Consider the following 21,725-nt stretch of genomic DNA (forward strand, 5'->3'; position numbering starts at 1 on the left):
CGGATGCCGGATGCCGTCGCAATCGTTTCGATCTGCGCGATGTCGCCCAATATTTCAAATGGCGGCGGCACCTACTGCGCCTTGACCTTCACATACTCGCCCGGCGCGTCGCCGAGCGTCGGCAGCTTGCCGTCGCCGGGTTTGCGGGCGGGGACTTTGTTGCCCGACAGCTTCGCCAGCCATTTGTCCCAGTCCGGCCACCAGGAGCCGGCATGCTCCTTGGCGCCTTCCTGCCATTTCTCGACCGTGGCGGGGATCTTGTCGTTGGTCCAGTACTGGTACTTCTTGGCGGCCGGCGCGTTGATCACGCCCGCGATATGCCCGCTGCCGGCCAGGATGAAGCGGATCGGGCCCTTGAACAGCTTGGTCGTCTTGAAGATCGAGCGGAAGGGCGCGATGTGGTCCTCGCGGGCCGATTGCAGATAGACCGGCACCTTCACCTTGGAAAGATCGATCGTCTTGCCGCCGAGCACCATCTTGCCCTTGGCGAGGTTGTTCTCCTTGTAGCACTCGCGCAGGTAGAACAGATGCGTCTTCTCCGGCATCCGCGTGGTGTCGGAATTCCAGTAGAGCAGGTCGAACGGCATCGGCTGGCGGCCGAGCATGTAGTTGTTGATCACGAAGGACCAGATCAAATCGTTGGCGCGCAGCATGTTGAAGGTGGTCGCCATCTTGGAGCCTTCCAGCACGCCGCCGGCGTTCTCCATCTGCTCGCGCAAGGCCTCGAGCTGGGCCTCGTCGACGAAGATGGTGAGATCGCCCGCCTCGCTGAAATCGGCCTGCGCCGCCCAGAAGGTCGCGGAATGGACGCGGGTGTCCTTCGTCGCCGCCATGTAGCCGAGCGTGGCCGTCAGCAGCGTCCCGCCGATGCAATAGCCGACCACGTTGGGATCGCGCACGCCGGTCGCCTGCTCGACCGCGTCGAGGGCGGCGAAGATGCCCTTGCGCATGTAGTCCTCGAAGGTCTCCTGCGCGAGACGGCGGTCGGGATTGACCCAGGAGGCGACGAACACCGTGTAGCCCTGGCCCACCAGCCATTTGATGAACGAGTTCTCGGGGCGCAGATCGAGGATGTAGAACTTGTTGATCCAGGGCGGGAAGATCACCAGCGGCCGCTCATAGACCTCCGCCGTGGTCGGATCGTATTGCAGGAGTTCGAGCAGCTCGTTGCGGAAGATCACCTTGCCCGGCGTGGTCGCGATATTGCGGCCGATCTCGAAGGCGTCGGCCGACTGGCGGATGGAGAGCTGGCCCTTGCCGCGGTCGATGTCCTCCAGCAGGTTGTCGAGGCCCTTGACCAGATTCTCGCCGTTGGATTGCAGCGTGGCGCGCAGCACTTCGGGATTGGTCAAGATGAAATTGGTCGGCGCGATCGCGTCGGCGAACTGCTTGGTATAGAAGCCGACGCGCTTCCTCGTATCGTCGTCGATGCCTTCGACCTTGGCGACGGTGTCCTGCATCCAGTTCGCGGTCAGCAGGTAGGACTGCTTTATAAAGTCGAAGATCTGATTTTCCTGCCAGTCCTTGTCCTTGAAGCGCTTGTCGCCGGGCTTGGGCGACACCACCGGCTCGGTCTCGCCGCCCAGCATCTTGCGCGCGGTGGTCTCCCACAGGCCCAGGAAGTCGCGCCAGAGCTGGAATTGCGCCTCGACGATGCTGGCGGGATGGGCGGCCATCGCCTTGACCAGAAGCAGGAACGGCTCGGTAAGATTGAGCGGGTCCATCGGCTCGCGCGCGCCGTCGACCTGCCGCTTGAGGAAATCGCCCAGCAGCTTCTGGGATTGCTGCCCGACGCGCACCATGTTGCGGGCGAACTCCCCGGGATCGCCGACGGAATAGCGATTGGCGGATGCCGTTGCGGCATCGTCGGCCTTCCCCGAATCATCGAGCTTCTTCTGCATGGTCGTCACCGGCTCGCGTGCGTCGGTGTGATAGCCCGTGGCATCGCGCACAAGCAAGACAGCGGAATCCGCCGCAAGAGCCAATTTGCCACAAGATTTCATGGATTTGTGGAGCGGTTCCGCTTGGAAGGCCCCGCTTGCGCCTGTATACCGAAGGCTTAACGGATTCCGATTGGGTTGAGGTTGAACGGCATGACCAGAGCGGCATTGCGATTCGCGGCTGTGTGTGTGTTCGCCCTGGGTACGAGCGCCTGCTCGACGCTTGACTCGGCCTACAACGACGTGGTGGGCGACGACACGCCGGCGAGCGCTCCGGCCGCCGATCAGAACGGCTACCCGCCCGACGCCGCGCCGCCTCCTGCCGCAACCTCCGATGCCGCGACGCCGACGACGCCCGATCTGGCCAGCGTGCCCGACAAGCCGAGCGGCACCACGACTCCCGACGAACAGAAGGAAGTTGCCGACTCGCTCGCCGCCGACCGCGCCCGCGCCAATTACAGCGCCGACGCGCTGCGCGGCGGCACCGAGGCCGCGGCCGCGCCGCCCGGACCCGCCACCGATACGACGACCGTCGCCGACGCGACGCCGCCGCAGCCCGCGCCGGCCGCGGCCCCCGCTCCGGCGCCGGCATCGGATGCCGCCGCACCGGCGCCAGCCCCGTCCGATAGCGCCCCGGCTCCCGCGCCGTCGCCTGCCGCGGCGCCTTCGCCGGCGCCCGCCACGCCGGTGGCGTCCGCTCCCATCGCGCCGCCGCCCGGCGCCCAGCCGGCGGTACCGGCCGTGGCCTCCGCTTCCGGCATCCCCGGCGCCCAGCCGACCGCGATGTCGGACGCGCAGCTCGGCTTCAAGCCGTCCACCGCGCCGGCGCTGGACAGATCCGTCTCGCAATTCGTGGCGTCGCCGATCATCGCCCGCTACCAGCAGACCGCCGCCAATGCCGGCGTCGCGACCACGCCGTTTGCTCCGGCTGGCGGCGACGCGGTCGCGGCCGCCGTGCCGCTACGTCACGGCAGGGGCCGCGCGACGGCCATCGGCGGTCCGGAGACCATGGGCGGCTCGGTGGTGGCCAATCTCGATGCCCTGAACAACGCGCCGTCGACGCCCAGCGTCTACGCCAACGCCGCCGGCCTGCCGCCGACGGCGGTGGTGATGTTCCCGGGCGACAGCACCAAGCTGACGGCGGCCGGCCGCGAGCAGGTGCGGGCGGCCGTGTCGGCGTTCCAGCAGCGCGGCGCCACCGGCTTCATCAAGGTGGTCGGCCATTCCTCCAGCCGCACCCCCAACATGCCGGTCGAGAAGCATCTGGTGGCGATCTTCGAGAAGTCGCAGCAGCGCGCGAACGCGGTTGCGGCCGAGATCATCCGCGAAGGCGTGCCGGCCAGCCGCGTCCTGGTCGAGGCGGTCGGCGACAGCCAGCCAGTCTATTACGAATCGATGCCGGAAGGCGAAGCCGGCAACCGCCGCGCCGAGATCTTCGTCCAGGGCTGAGGCGCCGATGCGCGTTCCGGGCTGGGTCGCCGCCACGCTGGCGGTGTGCTGGGTGGCCGCGAACGGCGCGGCGCCCGCGCCGCTGGCCTTCGATTACAAGCTGACCCCGGTCGTCGAAGCGGGCAGGGTGACGTCGCTCGCCGTCGAGCTGCATTTTCGCGGCGACGGGCGTGGCAGCCTGACCTTCGATCTGCCCGACCGCAGCATGGGCGAGGACAAGCGCTGGCGCTTCCTTTCCGGCTTCGCGGTCAGCGGCGCCACGCTGCGCGCGCCCGACCCGGCCCATCGCGTCCTCGCCTTCGCGCCGGGCGCGCAGGTGACGCTGCGCTATGCCGTGAACAGCGCCTATCCGGGCGACCCGAAGGGCAGCGACGGCAATCCCTATCACGGCGCTGTTCTGCAGCCCGGCTGGTTCGCGGGACTGGGCGAGCACATCTTCGTCATGCCGCATGACGGCGATCTGTGGCCGGCGACCTTCCATTGGGGGCCGTTGCCCAGGGGCTGGCAGGTCGCGTCCGATCTCGAACATGGCGCGATGGGCCGGGCCATGACGGTCGCCGATATCGGCGAAAGCACCATCCTTGGCGGCGCCGACGTCGCGGTCTACAGCCGGCCGATCCCCGGCGGCACGCTGCGCTTCGCGGTGCGCGGCAAATGGCCGTTCACGGGCGATCATCTGGCCGACGTGCTCGGCCGCACCGTCGCGGTGCAGCGCGCCTTCTGGGGCAACGACGTGAAGGGCCCCTTCCTCGTCACGCTGTTCGCGATCGACGGCACGGGATCGAGCGGCGGCACCGGCCGCACCGATGCGTTCGCTCTGTACGGAACGACCGATACGCCGGAGAGCCGCATCCGCCGCACCATCGCGCATGAGCACATGCATAGCTGGATCCCACGCCGCATCGGCCGCCCGCCCGACGGACCGGCCGAGGCGCTGGAATACTGGCTGAGCGAGGGCTTCACCGATTTCTACGCCGAGCGGACGCTGCTCAAATCCGGCATCTGGTCGCTGGAGGATTTCGTCGCCGACCTGAACGACATGCTGCTGGCCTACGACACGTCGCCCGCGCGCAACGCGCCGAACGCCCGCATCGAAAAGGAGTTCTGGACGAACTACGCGATCGAGCAGCTTCCCTATCAGCGCGGCATGCTGTTCGCCTATCTCGCCGACGACCGCATCCGCCGGGCGAGCGGCGGCACGCGTAATCTGGACAGCGTGATGTTCGCGATGCGCGACGCCTATGTCGCCGCGCCGGACGCGCACAAGCCGGACCTTGTGGAGAATTTCCGCCTCGCGTTGCGCGGCCGAACGAATGTCGACCTCGCGAAGGACCTCGCACGCTACATCGACCAGGGCGACACCGAACTTCTCCCCGCCGGCCTGTTCGGCGCGTGCGCCCAAATCCGCGCGATCCGCGTCCCGGTCTTCGACAAGGGCTTCGACACCGACAAATCCGCCGCCACCGGCGTCTTCACCGGCGTCGATCCGTATGGCCCCGCCTACGCGGCCGGCATCCGCGAGGGCATGCGCCGCATCGCCTACCTGGCCGGCAAGCAGGGCGATTCCCGGGTGGACTGGTCCTACCGGGTCGCCGATGCCAAGGGCCGCACCTTCGTCGTCCGCTACAAGCCCGCCGGCAAGGAATTCGCCGACGTCCAGGAGGTCGTCCTGGCGCCGGGGCTGAAGCCCGCCCAACGGGCCGCCTGCGTCCGCCTTATGAGCGGCGGATGACCGCGTCCCGCGCAGGTTAAGAATGCCCTCTAACCACATTGACGGCGCGGCCTTTTTGCCATGATGCTCCGCCCGCGAGGCGGTGCTTCGCGTGCGACATCAGGTTCCAAGGCCATGCAAACCGATTTCTACCGCATCAAGCGGCTGCCGCCCTACGTGATCGAGGAAGTGAACATCCTCAAGGCGCGGGCCCGCGCGGCGGGCGAGGACATCATCGACTTCTCGATGGGCAATCCCGACATGCCGACGCCGCAGCACATCGTCGACAAGCTGATCGAGACGGCGCGCGATCCGCGCTCCAACCGCTATTCGGCGAGCCGCGGCATCAAGGGCCTGCGCAAGGCCTATTCCGCCTTCTACGCCCGCCGCTTCGGCGTCACGGTCGATCCCGACAGCGAGGTCATCGCCAATATCGGCTCCAAGGAGGGCTTCGCCAACCTCGCCCAGGCGATCACCGCGCCAGGCGATGTCGTGCTGGTGCCCAACCCGGCCTATCCGATCCACGCCTTCGGCTTCATCCTGGCCGGCGCCGCGATCCGCCATGTGCCGGCGCGCACGCCCGAGGAATATCTGAGCAATCTCGGCCGCGCGGTGAAGCACTCGGTGCCCTCGCCGCTGGCGCTGGTGGTGAACTATCCGTCCAATCCGACGGCGCAGGTGGTGGGGCTGGATTTCTACAAGGAGATCGTGGCCTTCGCGAAGAAGCACGAGATCTGGGTGCTCAGCGATCTCGCCTATGCCGACATCTATTTCGATGACGCGAATCCGCCGCCCTCGATCCTGCAGGTCGACGGCGCCAAGGACATCGCGATCGAATTCCAGTCGCTGTCCAAGACCTATGCCATGCCCGGCTGGCGCATGGGCTTCGCGGCCGGCAACAAGCACCTGATCCATGCGCTCGGCCGGATCAAATCCTATCTCGACTACGGCGCCTATACGCCGATCCAGGTGGCGGCGGCCGCCGCGCTGAACGGCCCGCAGGACTGCGCCGACGAGATCCGCGCCATCTACAAGTCGCGCCGCGACGTGCTGGTGGAATCGATGAAGCGGGCAGGGTGGGACATCCCCTCGCCGCCGGCCTCGATGTTCGCCTGGGCGCCGGTGCCGGAGAGCTACCGCGACAAGGGCTCGATGGAGTTCGCAAAACAGTTGCTCATCCATGCCAAGGTCGCCGTCCTGCCGGGCACCGGCTTCGGCGAATATGGCGAGGGTTATGTCCGCGTGGCGCTGGTCGAGAACGAGCACCGCATCCGCCAGGCGGCGCGCAACGTGAAGAAATTCCTGTCGCTGCGTGTCAACGAGCCGTCCGTCCTGGAAACCGCGAAGTGAAGCCTTTGAAGATCGCGATGGCCGGCCTCGGCACGGTCGGCGGCGGCGTCGTCAAGGCGCTGGCCAACCCCGAGCTCGCCGAGCGCGCCGGGCGCGGCTTCGAGATCGTCGCGGTGTCGGCCCGCGACCGCGGCAAGGATCGCGGTTTCGACACGACGAAATTCGCCTGGACCGCCGACGCCCTGGCGCTCGCCAGATCGGATGCCGATGTCGTCGTCGAGCTGATCGGCGGCGAAGACGGCGTGGCGCTGTCGCTGGCCGAGGCGGCGCTGGCTGCCGGCAAGCATGTCGTGACCGGCAACAAGGCGCTTCTTGCCAAGCATGGCGCGCGCCTGGCGGCGCTGGCCGAGAAGACGGGCGTCGCGCTCAAATTCGAGGCCGCGGTGGCCGGCGGCATCCCGATCGTCAAGGCGCTGCGCGAGAGCCTCGTCGCCTATGGCGTCGAGACGGTGCGCGGCATCCTGAACGGCACCTGCAACTACATCCTCACCCAGATGGAGGCGACCGGGCGCGGCTTCGCCGATGTGCTCGCCGAAGCGCAGGCGCTCGGCTATGCCGAGGCAGATCCCAAGCTGGACGTCGGCGGCGGCGACACGGCGCACAAGCTGGTACTGCTGGCGAGCCTCGCCTTCGGCACCGTGCCCGACCAGAAGAACATCGCCGTCGACGGCATCGAGGGCATCACGCCCATGGACATCGCCTTCGCCCGCGAGTTCGGCTTCCGCATCAAGCTGCTCGGCATCGCGCGCCGCACCGCCCAGGGGATCGACCAGCGGGTGCAGCCCTCCATGGTCAAGGCCGGGACGCCGCTGGCCGATGTGGACGGCGTGTTCAACGCCGTGATGGCCAATGCCGGACCGGCCGGGCGCTATTTCTTCGAGGGCCGTGGCGCCGGCGAGGCGCCGACCGCGCTGTCGGTCGTCGCCGACCTGGTCGATATCGCCCGCGGCAATTTCGGTCCCGCCTTCGGCCGCCCGGCCGCTACCCTTAAGCCATTGGTGCCGTCCGACCCCGGCGCGGCGGTTTCGGCCTATTACCTGCGGTTCGAGGTGCTGGATGTGCCGGGCGTTCTGGCCGAAATCGCCGGCCATCTGGCGGAGGCCCGGGTCTCGATCGGCAGCATGGTGCAGCGCGCCAGAAGCCCCGGCGAGCCGGTGTCCATCGTCATGATTACCCACGAAACCGCACAGGCTGCGGTCGAACGCGCCTTGAAGGCGATAGCCACCTCCGACAAGGTGCGCGCGCGCCCGTGCATGATTCCAATGGAGGCAGCGTGAATCCCAAGAATCCCGCGATTTCGCCCGGCAAACACAGCCCGCTCGACCGCGCCTTCTCGCTGGAGGCGGTGCGCGTCACCGAAGCCGCGGCGATTGCCGCCGCCCAGCAGATCGGCCGCGGCGACGAACACGCCGCCGACCACGCCGCCGTCGAGGCGATGCGGATCGCCTTCAACTCACTACCCATTTCGGGTACGGTGCGGATCGGCGAGGGCGAGCGCGACGAGGCGCCGATGCTCTATATCGGCGAGCAGGTCGGCACCGGCGGCCTCGCCGTCGATATCGCGCTCGATCCGCTCGAAGGCACCACGCTGACCGCCAAGGCGATGGCCAACGCGCTGGCGGTGATGGCGATGGCCGAGCCCGGCACGCTGCTCAACGCGCCCGACACCTACATGGACAAGCTCGCGATCGGGCCCGGCTATCCGGAGGGCGTCGTCGATCTCGATGCCGATCCGGCCGAGAACATCCTGGCCATGGCGAAGGCGAAGGGCGTTAAGCCGAAGGACATCACGGCCTGCATCATGGACCGGCCGCGGCATGAGGAATTGATCAAGAAGGTGCGCGCCGCGGGCGCGGCGATCCGGCTGATCACCGACGGCGACGTCGCGGGCGTGATCGCCTGCACCGATCCGTCCACCGGCATCGACATCTATATCGGCCAGGGCGGCGCGCCCGAGGGCGTGCTGGCGGCGGCGGCGCTGCGCTGCGTCGGCGGCCAGATGCAGTCGCGGCTGGTGTTCCGCAACGATTCGGAGCGCGAGCGCGCCGCGAAATGGGGCATCACCGACCTCAAGCGCAAATATTCGCTGCTGGACATGGCGTCCGGCGATTGCGTGTTCGCGGCGACTGGCGTGACCGACGGCTCGATGCTCGAAGGCGTGCATTACGACGGCGAGTTCATCACGACGCACAGCGTGGTGATGCGTTCGGCGACCCGCACCGTGCGCTGGATCAAGGCGCGCCACGTCCGCGCGCGCCATATCAAGGATGAGAAGTAGAGACGGTCTGGAATTGACCCGAACCAAAATCGTCATGGCCGCCCTTGTGGCGGCTATCCAAACGCCCGACTGCGTCAGGTGGGAGTATGGGTCGCCGGGACAAGCCCGGCGATGACGGGTGGTGAAATATCTTCGGTTCAATCTCCGTCGTTCGGGGTCGCGCGCTCCTTCACGGGCCGGCGCTGGCGGCTGGCCGCCGGCGACGAGGCGGCGGTGCAGGCCCTGGCGCGCACGGCGAATGTCTCCCCGGCGCTGGCGCGGCTGCTGCTGGCGCGCGGCGTCGCGGCGGGCGATGTCGCGGATTATCTCGCGCCGACGCTGAAACGCTTCCTGCCCGAGCCGCTGACGCTCAAGGACATGGACAAGGCGGTGGCGCGGACGCAACGCGCCCTCGAAGCCGGCGAGAAGATCGCGGTGTGGGGCGACTATGACGTCGACGGCTCGGCCTCGGCCGCGCTGTTGAGCGAATTCCTCGCCGCGCTCGGCGTTGCGGCGCGCATCTACATCCCCGACCGCATGGCGGAGGGCTACGGCCCCAACGCGGCCGGGCTGCTCAAGCTGAAAGAGGAAGGCGTCGGCCTTGTCTTCACCGTCGATTGCGGCGCCGGTGCGGTCGCGCCGCTGACGGTGGCGCGCGATGCCGGGCTCGATGTCGTGGTGCTCGACCATCACGCGGTCGAGACCCCGCCGCCGGCCCTGGCCCATGTCAATCCGAACCAGCCGGGCGACACATCCGGCCTCGGTCATGTGAGCGCCGCGGGCATCACCTTCCTGTTCGTGGTCGCGCTGAACCGCGCTTTGCGCGAGAGCGGCTTCTACGCGCGCAAGGCGATCGCCGAGCCCGATCTTCGCGCTTTCGCCGATCTGGTGGGCCTGGCGACCGTTGCCGATGTCGTGCCGCTGACCGGCCTCAACCGCGCCTTTGTGAGGGTCGGCCTCGCCCGCCTGAACAAGCTCGAACGGCCGGGCTTCGCCGCGCTGTCGCAGGTCGCGAAGATCCAGCCGCCCTTTACACCCTACACGCTGGGCTTCCTGTTCGGCCCGCGCATCAATGCGGGGGGCCGCGTCGGCCGCTCGAGCCTTGGCGTCGAGCTTCTGACCGCGAAAGACGCCACCACGGCACTGGAATTGGCCGAGGCCCTCGACACCCACAACCGCGAGCGCCAGGCGCTCGAAAAGATGATGCTCGACGAGGCGATCGCCCATGCCGACGCCGATGCTGCCGTGCCCTTCGTCTTCGCGTCGCAGGAGGGCTGGCACGCCGGCGTCGTCGGCATTGTGGCGGGGCGGCTCAAGGAGCGCACCGGCAAGCCTGCCTTCGTCGCCGGCTTCGAGGGCGGCTATGGCCGCGGCTCGGCGCGCTCGGTGCCGGGCGTCGATATCGGCGCCATGATCCGCGCGGCGCGCGACGCCGGGCTGATCGAGAGCGGCGGCGGCCACGCCATGGCGGCGGGCTTCGGCCTGAGGCCCGAACAGGTCGAGGGCTTCCGCGCCTTCCTCGCCGGCCAATTCGCCGATGCGTCGCACGATCTGGCGGGCGAGCTCGAACTGGATGTCGCCGTGTCGCCGTCCGGCGCGACGATCGCCCTCATCGAGGAGATGGCGCAGGCCGGTCCCTATGGCGCCGGCAATGCCGAGCCCATCGTCGCGGTGCCCGACGTGCAGGTGATGTTCGCCGATGTCGTCGGCAAGGATCACGTCCGGCTGCGCCTGATGGGCGGCGACGGCGCGCGGCTCGACGCCATCGCCTTTCGCGTCGCGGATCTTCCGTTCGGCAAGTCGCTGCTCGCCAGCCGCGGCAAGCGCATCCACGCCGCCGGCCGCCTGCGCGCCGAGGAATGGCAAGGCCAGAAGCGCGTGCAGCTCCATCTCGAAGACGCGGCGGCGGCCTGACCGTCGATCGCGCGTGGCAGGCGTGGCGGGCGCGTCTATCATTTGCGCGAGGGTCCCTGAGTCGCGCCGCACGATGAAAACCTATCTCTCCCGCACCTGGGTCAGTCCCAAGCTGGTCCATGGCGAGTCGAAGATCCATTACGACGGCGTGTTCGCGGCCGAGCCTTTCAAGAAGGGCGAAAGGCTGATGGAGTTCGGCGGCGAACTGATCTCGCGCGCGCAAGCCGACGAGGGGCCCTATCGGGTGCGCTCGATCTGGGCGGTCGGCGCGGACGCCTATCTGGCGCTGCCGCAAACCGATACCGCGCCCAGCCTGGACGAGAACCTCAACCATTCCTGCGACGCCAATAGCTGGCTGGCCGACGAGGTCGTGCTGGTGGCCAGGCGGGACATCGAAGCCGGCGAGGAGATCACGCTCGACCAGGGCACCTGGAATTTCGACGAGACCGAATACACGGTCGATGCCGAGGACTGCACCTGCGGCTCGCCGATCTGCCGCGTCCGCCTGACCGAGACCGATTGGAAGCTGCCCGAGGTCCAGAAGCGCTATCGCGGCCACTTCCACCCGCTGGTGCAGGCGATGATCGACGCGCTGAAGGCGCCCAGGCGCTCCAAGGCGGCCTGACACGCTTCAGCGCAAGGCGGGGCCGTGGCACAATCGCACCGCGATTCGGGGAGGATTCGGCAATGCGCAGGCACATGGCATGGGTCGCGGCGGGCGTCCTGGTTCCGTCCGCGGCGCTGGCGGGTCACGGCAAGGTGGGCCTGTGGTCCACCACCACAACCATGACGATGAACATGCCCGGAATGGCCAATGTGGCGCCGCAGACCCATTCGGCCACGTTCTGCATGACGGCCGAGCAGGTGAACTCCGATGCGCCGCCGCCGTCCGGCAACCCGGCCTGCCAGATGCAGAACATGCATCATGACGGCCAGACGGTCACCGCCGACATGGTCTGTCACGGCCAGATGGAGGGCACCGGGCATTTCAGCACGACCTATGACGGCGACACCCACTACAATGCGCGGTTCTCCATGGCGATGAACGGCATGACCGTGAACAGCGTCATCGAGGGCAAATGGCTGAAGGCCGATTGCGCCGGCGCGACGCATTAGCGGGCCCCGGTCCACGCTGGAAGCCCGGCCCGCGCCCTCCTATATGAGCGGGGCAGGGACAAGGGTGCGCAATGAGCGTGGATCGTGATGCGGAGGACTTGGCGGCGCTGCTCGGCGCCGCGCGCCGCGCCGTGGTGTTCACCGGCGCGGGCATTTCCACCGAGTCCGGGATTCCCGATTTCCGCTCGCCCGGCGGCATCTGGACCAAGATGATGCCGATCGATTTCGACGAATTCGTCGCCTCGCCGGAGGCGCGGCGGGAAAGCTGGCGCCGCCGCTTCGAGATGGAAGAGACCTGGAACGCGGTGAAGCCCAACGCCGGCCACGCGGCCGTCGCCGAATTGGTGCGGCGCGGCAAGGTCAGCCATGTCATCACCCAGAACATCGACAACCTGCACCAGGATTCCGGCGTGCCGGAGGACCGCGTGATCGAGCTGCACGGCAACACGCGCTACGCCAAATGCCTCAATTGCGGCGCCCGCATGGAGATTGCCGACATCCGCGCCTATTTCGACGCCCATGGCGAGCCGCCCAATTGCCCGTTCTGCGGCGGCATCGTGAAGACCGCGACGGTCTCCTTCGGCCAGGCCATGCCGGAAAAGGAGATGGACCTGGCCAGGCGCGCGACGCTGGCCGCGGATTTGATGCTGGTGCTCGGCTCCTCGCTGGTGGTCTATCCGGCGGCCGGGTTCCCGCTGCTCGCCAAGCGGGCCGGCGCCAGGCTCGCCATCGTCAACCGCGAGCCGACCGACCAAGACCCCTATGCCGATCTGGTCTTGCACCGCGATATCGGCCCCACCATGAGCGCCGCAATGGCCGCTCTGCCGCCGGTTTGAGCGTGGGTCCGCGCGTGAAAACCTCTGGAAAAATAAGGCTTATTGCCGCTATTAACGTCTCGAAAGGACGTGGACGCTAGCCTGCCAGGGGCTAGAATGTCCGTCGGATTCCCAACCGTTTCAGGAGTACCTCCATTGCGCCGCCTCGACGAAGAAGACGAAGACGAGAAGAACGACAAGAAGGCGCCCGACCCGCAGTCGTCGCCGGTGACGAACGCGCTGTTCAAGGCGCGCACCGTGCTGATCTTCGGCGAAGTCGACATGAAGATGGCCGAGCGCGTCAGCGCGCAGTTGCTCGCCTATGCCGCGGAAGGCGAGGGTGACATCCGCATCATCCTCAACTCGCCCGGCGGCCATGTCGAATCCGGCGACACCATCCACGACATGATCCGCTTCGTGGGACCGCGGGTGAAGATGATCGGCACCGGCTGGGTCGCATCCGCCGGCGCGCACATTTTCCTGGGCGCCAAGAAGGAGAACCGCTTCTGCCTGCCGTTCACCCGCTTCCTGCTGCACCAGCCGCTCGGCGGCGTGCGCGGCCAGGCATCGGACATCTCGATCGAGGCCGAGGAGATCATCAAGATGCGCGAGCGCCTGATCCGCGAGATCGCCCTGGAGACCGGCCAGCCCTATGAGCGCGTCGTCAAGGACACCGAGCGCAATTTCTGGATGGGCGCGGAAGAGGCGGTGAAATACGGCCTGGTGAGCAAGGTCGTCGCCCGCGCGAGCGAAGTCTGAGATGACGGCGCCGTGGTGGCGCGGCGCCGTCGTCTATCAGGTCTATATCCGCAGCTTCTGCGACGGGAACGGCGACGGCCACGGCGATTTCGCCGGGCTGATGTCGAAGCTCGATTACATCGCCGGCCTCGGCGTCGACGCGATCTGGCTGTCGCCGATCCATCCCTCGCCGAACCGCGATTGGGGCTACGACGTTTCCGACTATGACGGCGTGCATCCCGATTACGGCACGCTGGCCGATTTCGCGGCGCTGCTGAAAGCCGCGCATGACCGCGGCCTCAAGATCATCCTCGACGAGGTGCTCTGCCACACCTCCGACGAGCATGCCTGGTTCCAGGCCAGCCTCGATGCGGCGGGCGCAAAGAAGGACTGGTATGTCTGGGCCGATCCGAAGGACGACGGCACGGTGCCGAACAATTGGCTGGCGGTGTTCGGCGGCCCGGCCTGGGCCTACCGGCCGGAGCGCCGGCAATATTACCATCATAAATTCCTGCGCCAGCAGCCCAAGCTGAGCTGGACCAACCCGGGGGCGAAACGCGCCGCGCTCGATGTGCTGGCGCTGTGGCTGAAGCGCGGCGTCGACGGCTTCCGCCTCGACGTCGCCAACGCCTATCTCCACGACCCGACGCTGGCCGACAACCCGCCCGTGCCGCCGGCCGGGCGCACCGCCTACAACTGGTCGCACGCCGCGAATATGCAGCATCATCGGCACGACTCGAACCTGTTCGAGAACCGCGCCGAACTCGACATCATCCGCCGCACGGTGGACGCGTTCGACGACCGCTTCGTGTTCGGCGAATTCTCGGAGGAGTTCGAACGCTCGGGCGCCTATCTGCCGCCGGAGGAGGGCCTGCACGCCGGCTACACCTTCGGCCTCTTGATCGCGAGCAAGCTGTCTCCGAACTACTTCCGTCGCTATTTCGAGGATCTCGCGCGTTTCCCGCGCCATTGGCCCTGCGTCTCGCTCTCCAATCACGATGTGACCCGGACCGTAAGCCGCTTCGGCGGCGGCCCCGACGGCGATCCTGCCCTGGCCAAGCTCCTCTTCGCGCTGCTCTGTTCGCTGCGCGGCACGACCCTGATCTACCAGGGCGAGGAACTGGGCCTGCCGGAGGTCGATCTGCGCCGCGACCAGCTCAAGGATCCGGTCGGCGACCTCTATTATCCCATCGCCAAGGGCCGCGACGGCTGCCGTACGCCGATGCCCTGGGAGGCGGGTGCGAGGAATCTCGGCTTCTCCAGCGGCACGCCCTGGCTGCCGATGGGCCCGGCGCACCGGGCGCTGGCGGTGTCGGAGCAGACGGGCAACGCGGACTCCCCGCTCGAATTCGCCCGCCACTTTCTCAAAGGACGCAGGGCCAGCCGAGCCCTGCGGCTGGGCGAGATCGCCTTCCTCGATGCCGATAAGCCTGTCCTTGCCTTCACACGGGACTATGAGGATGAACGCATGCTTTGCGTCTTCAACTTGAGCCGCGAGGACACGGCGTTCACGCACCCCCTCCTGGCGCGGGGGAGCGTCGTTGGCCTTGGCTGCGGCAATTCGAGCGACAGCGGCCGGACGCTGAACCTGGGTCCGCTCGCGGCTAGGTTCAGCGTCGTCCAATAGCGGCGGCTCAGTGAGCCTTCGAGTCGAGGGGGCAGGCCGCAGCGTGATGCCACGTGATGTCGGTCAGCACGACACCCTGCATGCAGGTGCTGACGCCGCCCGCGATTCCGCTGCCTGTGATCATGCTTCCGAGCCGCGGTCTGGGATGCGCGCTCGAGATGTTATAGAGCGGCGCTCCCACCATGGAGCCTTTGACCAACAGACATTTCGCTTCGACGCCGCTGACGACCGTGCCGCAAAAAGACGCCCGCTCTTGCACATCGGCGGCCTGCGCCGCCGAGCAGGCGAACAGCGCCGCAAAAGCAATGACAGATATGGTTGGTTTCATTTCAACTCCTCCCCAATATCTTCTTACAATACACCAAATAATATCATGCATTCAATATTAAACGTCTAAATTGTGGAAATACAGTTTGAGATAATCGAAGAAAAGTTCAGGGATTATCCTTTTGGGAGTCCAAAGCCGCCAGCGCCGCATCGATCGGCAACAGGACGCATTTGTGGCGGGCCGGATGATCGGCCACGCCGTCGAACACCGCATAGGAGTCGAACGGGGCATGCGGCGCGGGCCCGCCCTCCAGCATGGCGCCGACCGCGTCGCGCAGGGCCGCGACCTCGTCCCGGCTCATGCCGGGGGCATAGGCGCCCAGCACCGACGCCGAGGCCTGGGTCAGAACGCAGGCCAGGGTGTGATGCGCCAGCGCCAGGATGCGGCCGTCCTCCAGCGCGACGTCCATCACCACCTTGTCGCCGCAGGTCGGGTTGTGAGCTGTGGCGGTGCCGCAAGGATCCGGCAGCCGGCCCGAGCCGGTGGCGTTCGCCGCGAGGCGGAGCACTTCGCGCTTGTAGAGAGGATCGCTCATCTTATCGGCTTACCGCTTCGCTGCTTGAGGCCTTGTACGCCCGCAGCGCCTCGGGCGTATCGATATCGGTGAGCGGCGCGTCGTCGCCGGCCTCGACCTCGCACACCAGTTCGGCGTACTGACCGATGAGTTGACGGGCGCCAACATCGCCCTCGATTGCCAGCATTTCCGGGAAAAACCGCCGCGCCCACAGCACCGGATTGCCCCGCTTGCCGTGCCGGGTCGCGACGCAGATGGCGCGGTCCTCCGATGGATCGAACGACGCGATCAGCTTGTCGATCAGGCCCGAAGAGACGCCGGGCATGTCGCCCAGGAGCACGACGGCGCCATCGCAATCCTCGGGCAGCACCCTCAGGCCGCACTTCAGCGACGCGCTCAAACCCTTTGAATAGTCAGGATTGTCGACGAAGAGGGGCGCAAGAGGGGAAAGCGCCTGGCGCACCGTCTCGCCCGCATGGCCGGTCACCACCACGACCGGCGCCGCGGCGCTGCCCAGCGCCGCCTCGACCGCGTGGCGGATCAAGGGCTTGCCGTCCACTTCTGCCAGGAGCTTGTTGGACCCCATGCGCGACGACAGCCCGGCGGCCAGCACGATGGCCGCGATCCTGGGCAGGCGCGGAAATTCGGCGGGCGTCTCGTCGCGCGGCTGCGGCCGCGACGGGATCTCGGTCAGGAGGCCGCCGACCCCCATCCCGGCCAGCGCGCGCCGTCCGACCGGCAGGCCGGCCAGTACCCGCCACAGGACGAAATCGAAGCCGTTGAGCTTGGGCGAGCGGGCGCAGCTCGGCAGGCCGATGACGGTGCGCCCGTCCAGGCTGCCGAGCAGCAGCAGGTTGCCCGGATCGACCGGCATGCCGAAATGGCTGACCGTGCCGCCGGCCGCTTCGATCGCGGCCGGGATGACATCGCGCCGGTCGGTGATGGCGCTGGCGCCAAAGACCAGGATCGGGTCGGCATCGGCAACCTCCGCGAGGACGGCGGTCAGCGCTTCCGTCTCATGCGCCACCCGGCGCTCCCAGGCCAGGGTCGAGCCCAGCGCCGCCAGCCGCTCCGCGATGGCGGTGCGGTTCTTGTCGAGCAGCGACGGCCTGGTGCCCGGCAGGACGGTGGAGATCAGGGCGGCGCGATGGGCGGTGAAGGGATGGACGCGCACGGGGGCCGCTTCCAGAAGCTGTTCCGCCGCCTGTACCGCCGCACCCGGCGCGGCGAAGGGAATGATCTTGACCGTCGCCACCATCTGGCCCTTCGCGACCCGCGAGAACGGGGCGACGGTGGCCAGCGTCACCGCCTCGTCGATCGCGTTCAGCGCCTCGACCGTGGCGGCATCGACCGCCGCGACGCCGTCGCTGAGCGCGTAAAGGTTCACCCGTCCGGTGAAGGCCGCGCCGATCCGCACCCCGGCGCCACCGGCCCGTGCCGCGATCCGCGACGCCGCCGCATCCTCGCCGACATCGCCGCGCTCCAGCCGTGCGACGGCGACCGTGGCGATGCCGGCCTCGGCGATGGCGGCGAGATCGCCGCCGGAAAGGACCCGGCCTTTCTTGAAACGTTTGTCGCCCGCGCGCACGCCATGCGCGAGAATGGCGCCCTCGGCCTCGACCACGGGAATGAACGTGAATTGCATCGCGTAAGTTTAGCTCTTCTCACCCGCCAAGGGGGAGGGGGCGCACGCCGCCAAGCCTTCGCGCGGCAGGCTGAGACGGGCCCGCAGGCCGCCTTCGGGACGGTTCTCCAGCGTCACGCCGCCGCCATGGCCGTGCGCGATGGCCTTGACGAGCGTCAGACCCAGCCCGGTTCCGCCGGTGTCGGTGTTGCGCGAGCTCTCCAGCCGCACGAAGGGCTCGAACACGCGGGCCTGCTCGCCGTCGGGAATGCCCGGCCCTTCGTCCTCGACGAGGATCTCATAGGCGGCCGGTGTTTCGGTCATGTGCACTTCGGCGCGGCGGCCATAGGCGACCGCGTTCTCGACGAGGTTGCGCACGGCGCGGCGGATCTCGTCCGGGCGGCAGGCCAGCGGCGCGGGCCCGTGCGCGTTCCAGGTCACCGGCTCTCCCAGATCGTCGAGATCGGCGCACAGGCTTTCGACCAGGGCCGACAGGTCGATATTGCGCTTGGTCTCGCCGCCGGCGCCGCGCGCCGCCGACAGCACGGACTCGGTGAGCGCCTGCAGCTCCGCCAGATTGGTCTCCAGCCGCTCGCGCAGCTCGTCGTCGGCGATGAATTCCAGGTTGATCCGCATCGCGGTGATCGGCGTGCGCAGATCGTGGCCGACAGCCGAGAGCAATTGCCGCTGGCTCTCCATGGTGCGCGTGACGCGGTCGGTCATGGCGTTGAAGGCGACGGCCGCGTTGCGCACGTCGTCGGGGCCTTCTTCCGGCACGCGCGGCGCCTTGCCGCCGCCGGCCGCGACCGAGGCGGCGGCCGCCAGCGCGGTCAGCGGATAGGCGACGCGGCTGGAGATATAGGCCGCCGCGGCCGAGGCCACGAAGATCGCCATGCAGGCCGCGATGATGATCTCGGTCGGCCAGGGCGGCGCGGGCTGGCGGTAGAAGGTCGCGATAAGCTGGGTGCCGCGGACCACCGGCAGGGTGAACTGGAGGGCGGGACCGGGCGGGCGGTGCGGCCGGGCGCGTCCGTCCTCCGGCGGCGCGCCGATGATGCGCTCGACCGAAATCGGCAGCTTCGCCTTGTCGTCCGGCAACAGGTCCCGCAGACGGTTGGCGAGCTTGGTCTCGTCGTCGTCCATGGCAAGCTGCGCGGCCTTGCCGTGGTGCAGCGTGAACGTCCAGAAGCCGGAGCTCATCGCGTTGGCGGCGGCGTCGCGCGATTTGGCCGGGATCGCCGCCAGCAGGGTCGACATCGAGGCCGAGCGGTCGAGCACGCGCTCGTCGAGATCGCGCTCGCTCATGCGCTCGCTGCCGAGCTGGAACCACGCCGCGACGGCGAGATTGGAGATCAGCACCGCCGCCGCGGTGACGACGATGAGCTGCACTCCCAGCGTACGCGGCCACAATCTCATTGCACTTCCGGATCCAGCGCGAAAATATATCCACCCCCCCACACCGTCTTAATATAGCGCGGATTCTTGGGATCCGGCTCGATCTTCTTGCGCAGCCGGCTGACGTGATTGTCGATCGAGCGGTCGAACAGATCGGCGTCGCGGCCCTTGGTCAGGTCGAGAAGCTGGTTGCGGGTCAGCGCGATTTTCGGCCGCTCCAGAAGGGCCGTGAGCAGGCGGAATTCGCCGCTGGAGAGCGGCAGGGCGACGCCGTCGCCGCCGATCAGCTCGCGCTGGCCGGTGTCGAGCAGCCATTCGCCGAAGCGGATGCGCTCGGCGGCGGGCGGCTTCTGGCGCGGCGGCAGCGCCTGGGTGCGGCGCAGCACGGCGGCGACGCGGGCGATCAGCTCGCGCGGCGAGAACGGCTTGGGGATGTAGTCGTCGGCGCCCATTTCGAGCCCGATGATGCGGTCGACCTCCTCGCCGCGGGCGGTGAGCAGGATCACCGGGATCTGCGAGGTCTCGCGGATCGAGCGGCAGAGCGACAGCCCGTCCTCGCCCGGCATCATGATGTCGAGCACGACGAGATCTATGGCCGAGCCTTTCATCACCTTGCGGGCCGCGACGGCGTCGGCGGCGGTGGTGGCGCGGTAGCCCTGGTCGCGCAGATAACGCGCCAGGGGCTCTCGAATATCGCGCGCGTCTTCGACCACAAGAATGTGCGGCTTGGTCTCTTCCTTGATCATGGGGGCAATCTGGTCCTTCGGGCCGGCTGCTGCAAACCCGGTCTTGGCAAAGTTTGCACCTGTCACGCTGGCGGTACACTTTGCGACGATCACGTTTTGTTCTGGCACAATTCAGGCAAGCCAAAGGGGTTAACTGCCGCCATCCGATTTGGAGAACCCGATATGACCAGGAACACCAAGATCGCCCTTCTTCTGGGTGCCGCCGTCGTGATCGGCGGATCGACCCTCGCGTTTGCCCATATGGACGGCCCCACGCCGCCGGACGGTCCGATGCAGGGCCTCCTGCATCGCAACAAGCTGTCCGACCGCCTGCTCGGCGAATTCGACGGCAACAAGGACGGCAAGATCACAAGGGCCGAATTCAACAACGAGATCGGCACGCGCTTCGCCGCCGCCACTCACGGCGCCAAGACGATGACCGAGGACCAGTTCATCGCCATCCACCAGGCCGAATTCCAGCAGCACACCGCCGAGATGTTCCACCGCCTGGATTGGAACGGCGACGGCAAGCTGACGCTGGAGGAGTTCGAGGCGCCGCAGCGGGCGCATTTCCAGATGATGGACCGTGACGGCAGCGGCACGGTGTCGTGCCGGCCGGTGATGCATGCCGATTTCCGGCCCGATGCTCCGCCGCCGCCGCCGCCCGCCGGCGATGGCGACAGTTCGGCGCATGGCGGCTGGGGCCGCTTCGGCGAGCGCGGCCACGGCTTCGGCCATCGCGGTTTCGGCGGGCACGGCTTCGGAGGCAGGGGCGGTTTCGGCCGCGCCGCGTTCTGCGGCGAGAGCGATGCGAGCCACGACGGCAAGGTCACCCGCGCCGAGTTCGACGCGATCATGACCAAACATTTCCAGACCGCCACCAATGGCGCGCCGTTCCTGACGCTGACGGCGTTCACGGCGGATATGTCGGTGCGCTACCGCGAGATGAACGACAAGATGTTCAAGCGGCTGGACAAGGACGGCGACGGCAAGCTGACGATGGCGGAATTCGCCGCGCCGCCGCTCAGGATGTTCGACCGAATGGACCGCAACCATGATGGCGTGATCACCGCCGACGAGATGCGCCCGCATTTCCACGGCCATGGCGGCTGGGGACACGGACGCGGCGACCACGGCGACGACCACGCCCCGCCAAACGGTGGGGACGAGTAAACTTCTTTCCTCCCCCGCGTTTGCGGGGGAGGAAACGTTCACCGCCTCTCGCCCCGCAGCACCAGCGTCATCTCCGCCAATATCGACACCGCGATCTCGGCGGGGCTCTTGGCGCCGATGTTCAGCCCCACCGGCCCGTGGATGCGGGCGAGCGCCGCGTCGTTGAAGCCGGCCGCCTTCATCCGCGCGGCGCGCGCCGCCTGGGTCTTCTTCGAGCCCAGCGTGCCGATATAGAAACAGTCCGACGTCAGCGCCGCGATCAGGCCCGGATCGTCGATCTTGGGATCGTGGCTCAGGAAGACGATGGCGCTGCGCGGTCCGAGCGGCGCTTTGGCCAGCGCCTCGTCCGGCCAGTCATGTGAGATGACGACGCCAGGAAACCGCGCCGGCGTCGCAAAGGCGGTGCGCGGGTCGATGACGCGCACGTCGTAACCCGCCTCCCGCGCCATGACGACCAGCGGCTGGGCGATATGCACCGCGCCGACGATGACGAGGTCGAGCGGCGGATTGAACACGGCGAGGAACCAGCTCCGCCCCTCGATCTGCGCCGGACCCGAAGTGTCGGCCCGCGCCGCGCCGGCGGCGGCAAGGCCCAGCGGCGAGGTATCCCTCGCCGGATCGATCAAGGTTTCGTCGCCGCTTTCAAGATCAATGGCGCGCACGATAGCGCGGCCCGCGCGGCGGGCGTCATTGATCGTCTGGAGCGTTTCGCGTTTCACAGCACCGGTTCGACGAAGATCTCGATGCGGCCGCCGCAGGCCAGCCCGACCGACCACGCCGTCTCGTCGCTGACGCCGAATTCGAGATTGCGCACCCTTCCGTCGGCCATCGCGGCGACCGCTTCTTCGATCACCGCGCCTTCGATGCAGCCGCCGGAGACCGAGCCGACGAAGGCGCCGTCGTCGCGCACCGCGATCTGGCTGCCGGCCTGGCGCGGCGCCGAGCCCCAGGTCTTGACCACCGTGGCGAGCGCGACCTTGCGGCCTTCGCCGAGCCATTGCGCGGCGGCGTCGAGCGGTTCGGTGTGCTGTGCGGTTCCGGACATCGGT

Annotated in this window: 20 protein-coding genes; 12 read left to right on the forward strand and 8 right to left on the reverse strand. The window is 67.9% G+C overall.

The annotated features are described in order from the left end of the window. Nucleotides 1–71 precede the first annotated feature (71 nt). Nucleotides 72–1,952 carry a class I poly(R)-hydroxyalkanoic acid synthase gene (gene phaC, locus WDM86_23160; GenBank protein MEI9992913.1) on the reverse strand — a complete coding sequence of 627 codons (1,881 nt, stop codon included), beginning with the start codon at nucleotides 1,950–1,952 and terminating at the stop codon, nucleotides 72–74. A gap of 177 nt (nucleotides 1,953–2,129) precedes the next feature. On the opposite strand from phaC, the gene WDM86_23165 reads away from it, so the two are divergent. The 11 genes from WDM86_23165 to WDM86_23215 all read left to right on the forward strand — a co-directional run bounded on the left by WDM86_23165 (nucleotide 2,130) and on the right by WDM86_23215 (nucleotide 14,917). After that, nucleotides 2,130–3,389 (forward strand): OmpA family protein, encoded by a 1,260-nt coding sequence (locus WDM86_23165; protein MEI9992914.1) that lies wholly within the window; start codon nucleotides 2,130–2,132, stop codon nucleotides 3,387–3,389. Nucleotides 3,390–3,396: 7 nt separating this feature from the next. Beyond that, the gene (locus tag WDM86_23170; protein ID MEI9992915.1) at nucleotides 3,397–5,121 is read left to right on the forward strand and encodes a hypothetical protein; all 1,725 of its coding nucleotides are present in this window, start codon (nucleotides 3,397–3,399) and stop codon (nucleotides 5,119–5,121) included. A 114-nt stretch (nucleotides 5,122–5,235) separates the two neighbouring features. Further along, the gene (locus WDM86_23175) at nucleotides 5,236–6,450 is read left to right on the forward strand and encodes an LL-diaminopimelate aminotransferase (GenBank protein ID MEI9992916.1); all 1,215 of its coding nucleotides are present in this window, start codon (nucleotides 5,236–5,238) and stop codon (nucleotides 6,448–6,450) included. After that, on the forward strand, nucleotides 6,447–7,727 hold the full coding sequence (locus WDM86_23180; protein ID MEI9992917.1) for a homoserine dehydrogenase: 1,281 nt from the start codon (nucleotides 6,447–6,449) through the stop codon (nucleotides 7,725–7,727). The genes WDM86_23175 and WDM86_23180 overlap by 4 nt, the downstream gene beginning before the upstream one ends. Then, nucleotides 7,724–8,728: a class II fructose-bisphosphatase gene (glpX, locus tag WDM86_23185; protein ID MEI9992918.1), complete on the forward strand. Its 1,005-nt coding sequence runs from the start codon at nucleotides 7,724–7,726 to the stop codon at nucleotides 8,726–8,728. The genes WDM86_23180 and glpX overlap by 4 nt, the downstream gene beginning before the upstream one ends. A gap of 111 nt (nucleotides 8,729–8,839) precedes the next feature. Then, nucleotides 8,840–10,621, forward strand: coding sequence for a single-stranded-DNA-specific exonuclease RecJ (recJ, locus tag WDM86_23190; GenBank protein MEI9992919.1), 1,782 nt, complete (start codon nucleotides 8,840–8,842; stop codon nucleotides 10,619–10,621). Between the two features lie 73 nt (nucleotides 10,622–10,694). Then, on the forward strand, nucleotides 10,695–11,246 hold the full coding sequence (locus tag WDM86_23195) for an SET domain-containing protein-lysine N-methyltransferase (protein MEI9992920.1): 552 nt from the start codon (nucleotides 10,695–10,697) through the stop codon (nucleotides 11,244–11,246). Nucleotides 11,247–11,308: 62 nt separating this feature from the next. Then, a complete protein-coding gene (locus tag WDM86_23200) occupies nucleotides 11,309–11,737 on the forward strand; it encodes a DUF3617 family protein (GenBank protein ID MEI9992921.1) in 429 nt (142 codons plus the stop codon). 71 nt (nucleotides 11,738–11,808) lie between these two features. Next, entirely contained in the window at nucleotides 11,809–12,573 is a 765-nt protein-coding gene (locus WDM86_23205; protein MEI9992922.1) for a Sir2 family NAD-dependent protein deacetylase, read from the forward strand. A gap of 135 nt (nucleotides 12,574–12,708) precedes the next feature. Then, nucleotides 12,709–13,311: an ATP-dependent Clp protease proteolytic subunit gene (locus tag WDM86_23210; GenBank protein ID MEI9992923.1), complete on the forward strand. Its 603-nt coding sequence runs from the start codon at nucleotides 12,709–12,711 to the stop codon at nucleotides 13,309–13,311. 1 nt (nucleotide 13,312) lies between these two features. Then, complete coding sequence (locus WDM86_23215; GenBank protein MEI9992924.1) at nucleotides 13,313–14,917, forward strand: alpha-amylase family glycosyl hydrolase; 1,605 nt, start codon at nucleotides 13,313–13,315, stop codon at nucleotides 14,915–14,917. 7 nt (nucleotides 14,918–14,924) lie between these two features. Here the strand turns inward: WDM86_23215 and WDM86_23220 are convergent, their stop codons facing one another. The 5 genes from WDM86_23220 to WDM86_23240 all read right to left on the reverse strand — a co-directional run bounded on the left by WDM86_23220 (nucleotide 14,925) and on the right by WDM86_23240 (nucleotide 19,524). Next, the gene (locus tag WDM86_23220; protein MEI9992925.1) at nucleotides 14,925–15,245 is read right to left on the reverse strand and encodes a hypothetical protein; all 321 of its coding nucleotides are present in this window, start codon (nucleotides 15,243–15,245) and stop codon (nucleotides 14,925–14,927) included. A 106-nt stretch (nucleotides 15,246–15,351) separates the two neighbouring features. Beyond that, nucleotides 15,352–15,780, reverse strand: coding sequence for an iron-sulfur cluster assembly scaffold protein (locus tag WDM86_23225; protein MEI9992926.1), 429 nt, complete (start codon nucleotides 15,778–15,780; stop codon nucleotides 15,352–15,354). Between the two features lies 1 nt (nucleotide 15,781). Next, complete coding sequence (locus WDM86_23230; GenBank protein MEI9992927.1) at nucleotides 15,782–17,404, reverse strand: molybdopterin-binding/glycosyltransferase family 2 protein; 1,623 nt, start codon at nucleotides 17,402–17,404, stop codon at nucleotides 15,782–15,784. Between the two features lie 9 nt (nucleotides 17,405–17,413). After that, nucleotides 17,414–18,799 (reverse strand): ATP-binding protein, encoded by a 1,386-nt coding sequence (locus tag WDM86_23235; protein MEI9992928.1) that lies wholly within the window; start codon nucleotides 18,797–18,799, stop codon nucleotides 17,414–17,416. Continuing rightward, complete coding sequence (locus WDM86_23240) at nucleotides 18,796–19,524, reverse strand: response regulator (GenBank protein ID MEI9992929.1); 729 nt, start codon at nucleotides 19,522–19,524, stop codon at nucleotides 18,796–18,798. The genes WDM86_23235 and WDM86_23240 overlap by 4 nt, the downstream gene beginning before the upstream one ends. 162 nt (nucleotides 19,525–19,686) lie before the next feature. Here WDM86_23240 and WDM86_23245 point away from each other — a divergent pair, with 162 nt between their 5' ends. Beyond that, nucleotides 19,687–20,676, forward strand: coding sequence for a hypothetical protein (locus tag WDM86_23245; GenBank protein MEI9992930.1), 990 nt, complete (start codon nucleotides 19,687–19,689; stop codon nucleotides 20,674–20,676). 38 nt (nucleotides 20,677–20,714) lie between these two features. On the opposite strand, the gene WDM86_23250 is transcribed toward WDM86_23245, so the two are convergent. Continuing rightward, entirely contained in the window at nucleotides 20,715–21,395 is a 681-nt protein-coding gene (locus WDM86_23250; GenBank protein MEI9992931.1) for an XdhC family protein, read from the reverse strand. After that, nucleotides 21,392–21,721 carry an XdhC family protein gene (locus WDM86_23255; GenBank protein MEI9992932.1) on the reverse strand — a complete coding sequence of 110 codons (330 nt, stop codon included), beginning with the start codon at nucleotides 21,719–21,721 and terminating at the stop codon, nucleotides 21,392–21,394. The genes WDM86_23250 and WDM86_23255 overlap by 4 nt, the downstream gene beginning before the upstream one ends. Nucleotides 21,722–21,725 lie beyond the last annotated feature (4 nt).

The sequence above is a fragment of the Rhizomicrobium sp. genome (genome assembly GCA_037200045.1).
In the GTDB taxonomy this organism is placed as follows: Bacteria; Pseudomonadota; Alphaproteobacteria; order Micropepsales; family Micropepsaceae; genus Rhizomicrobium.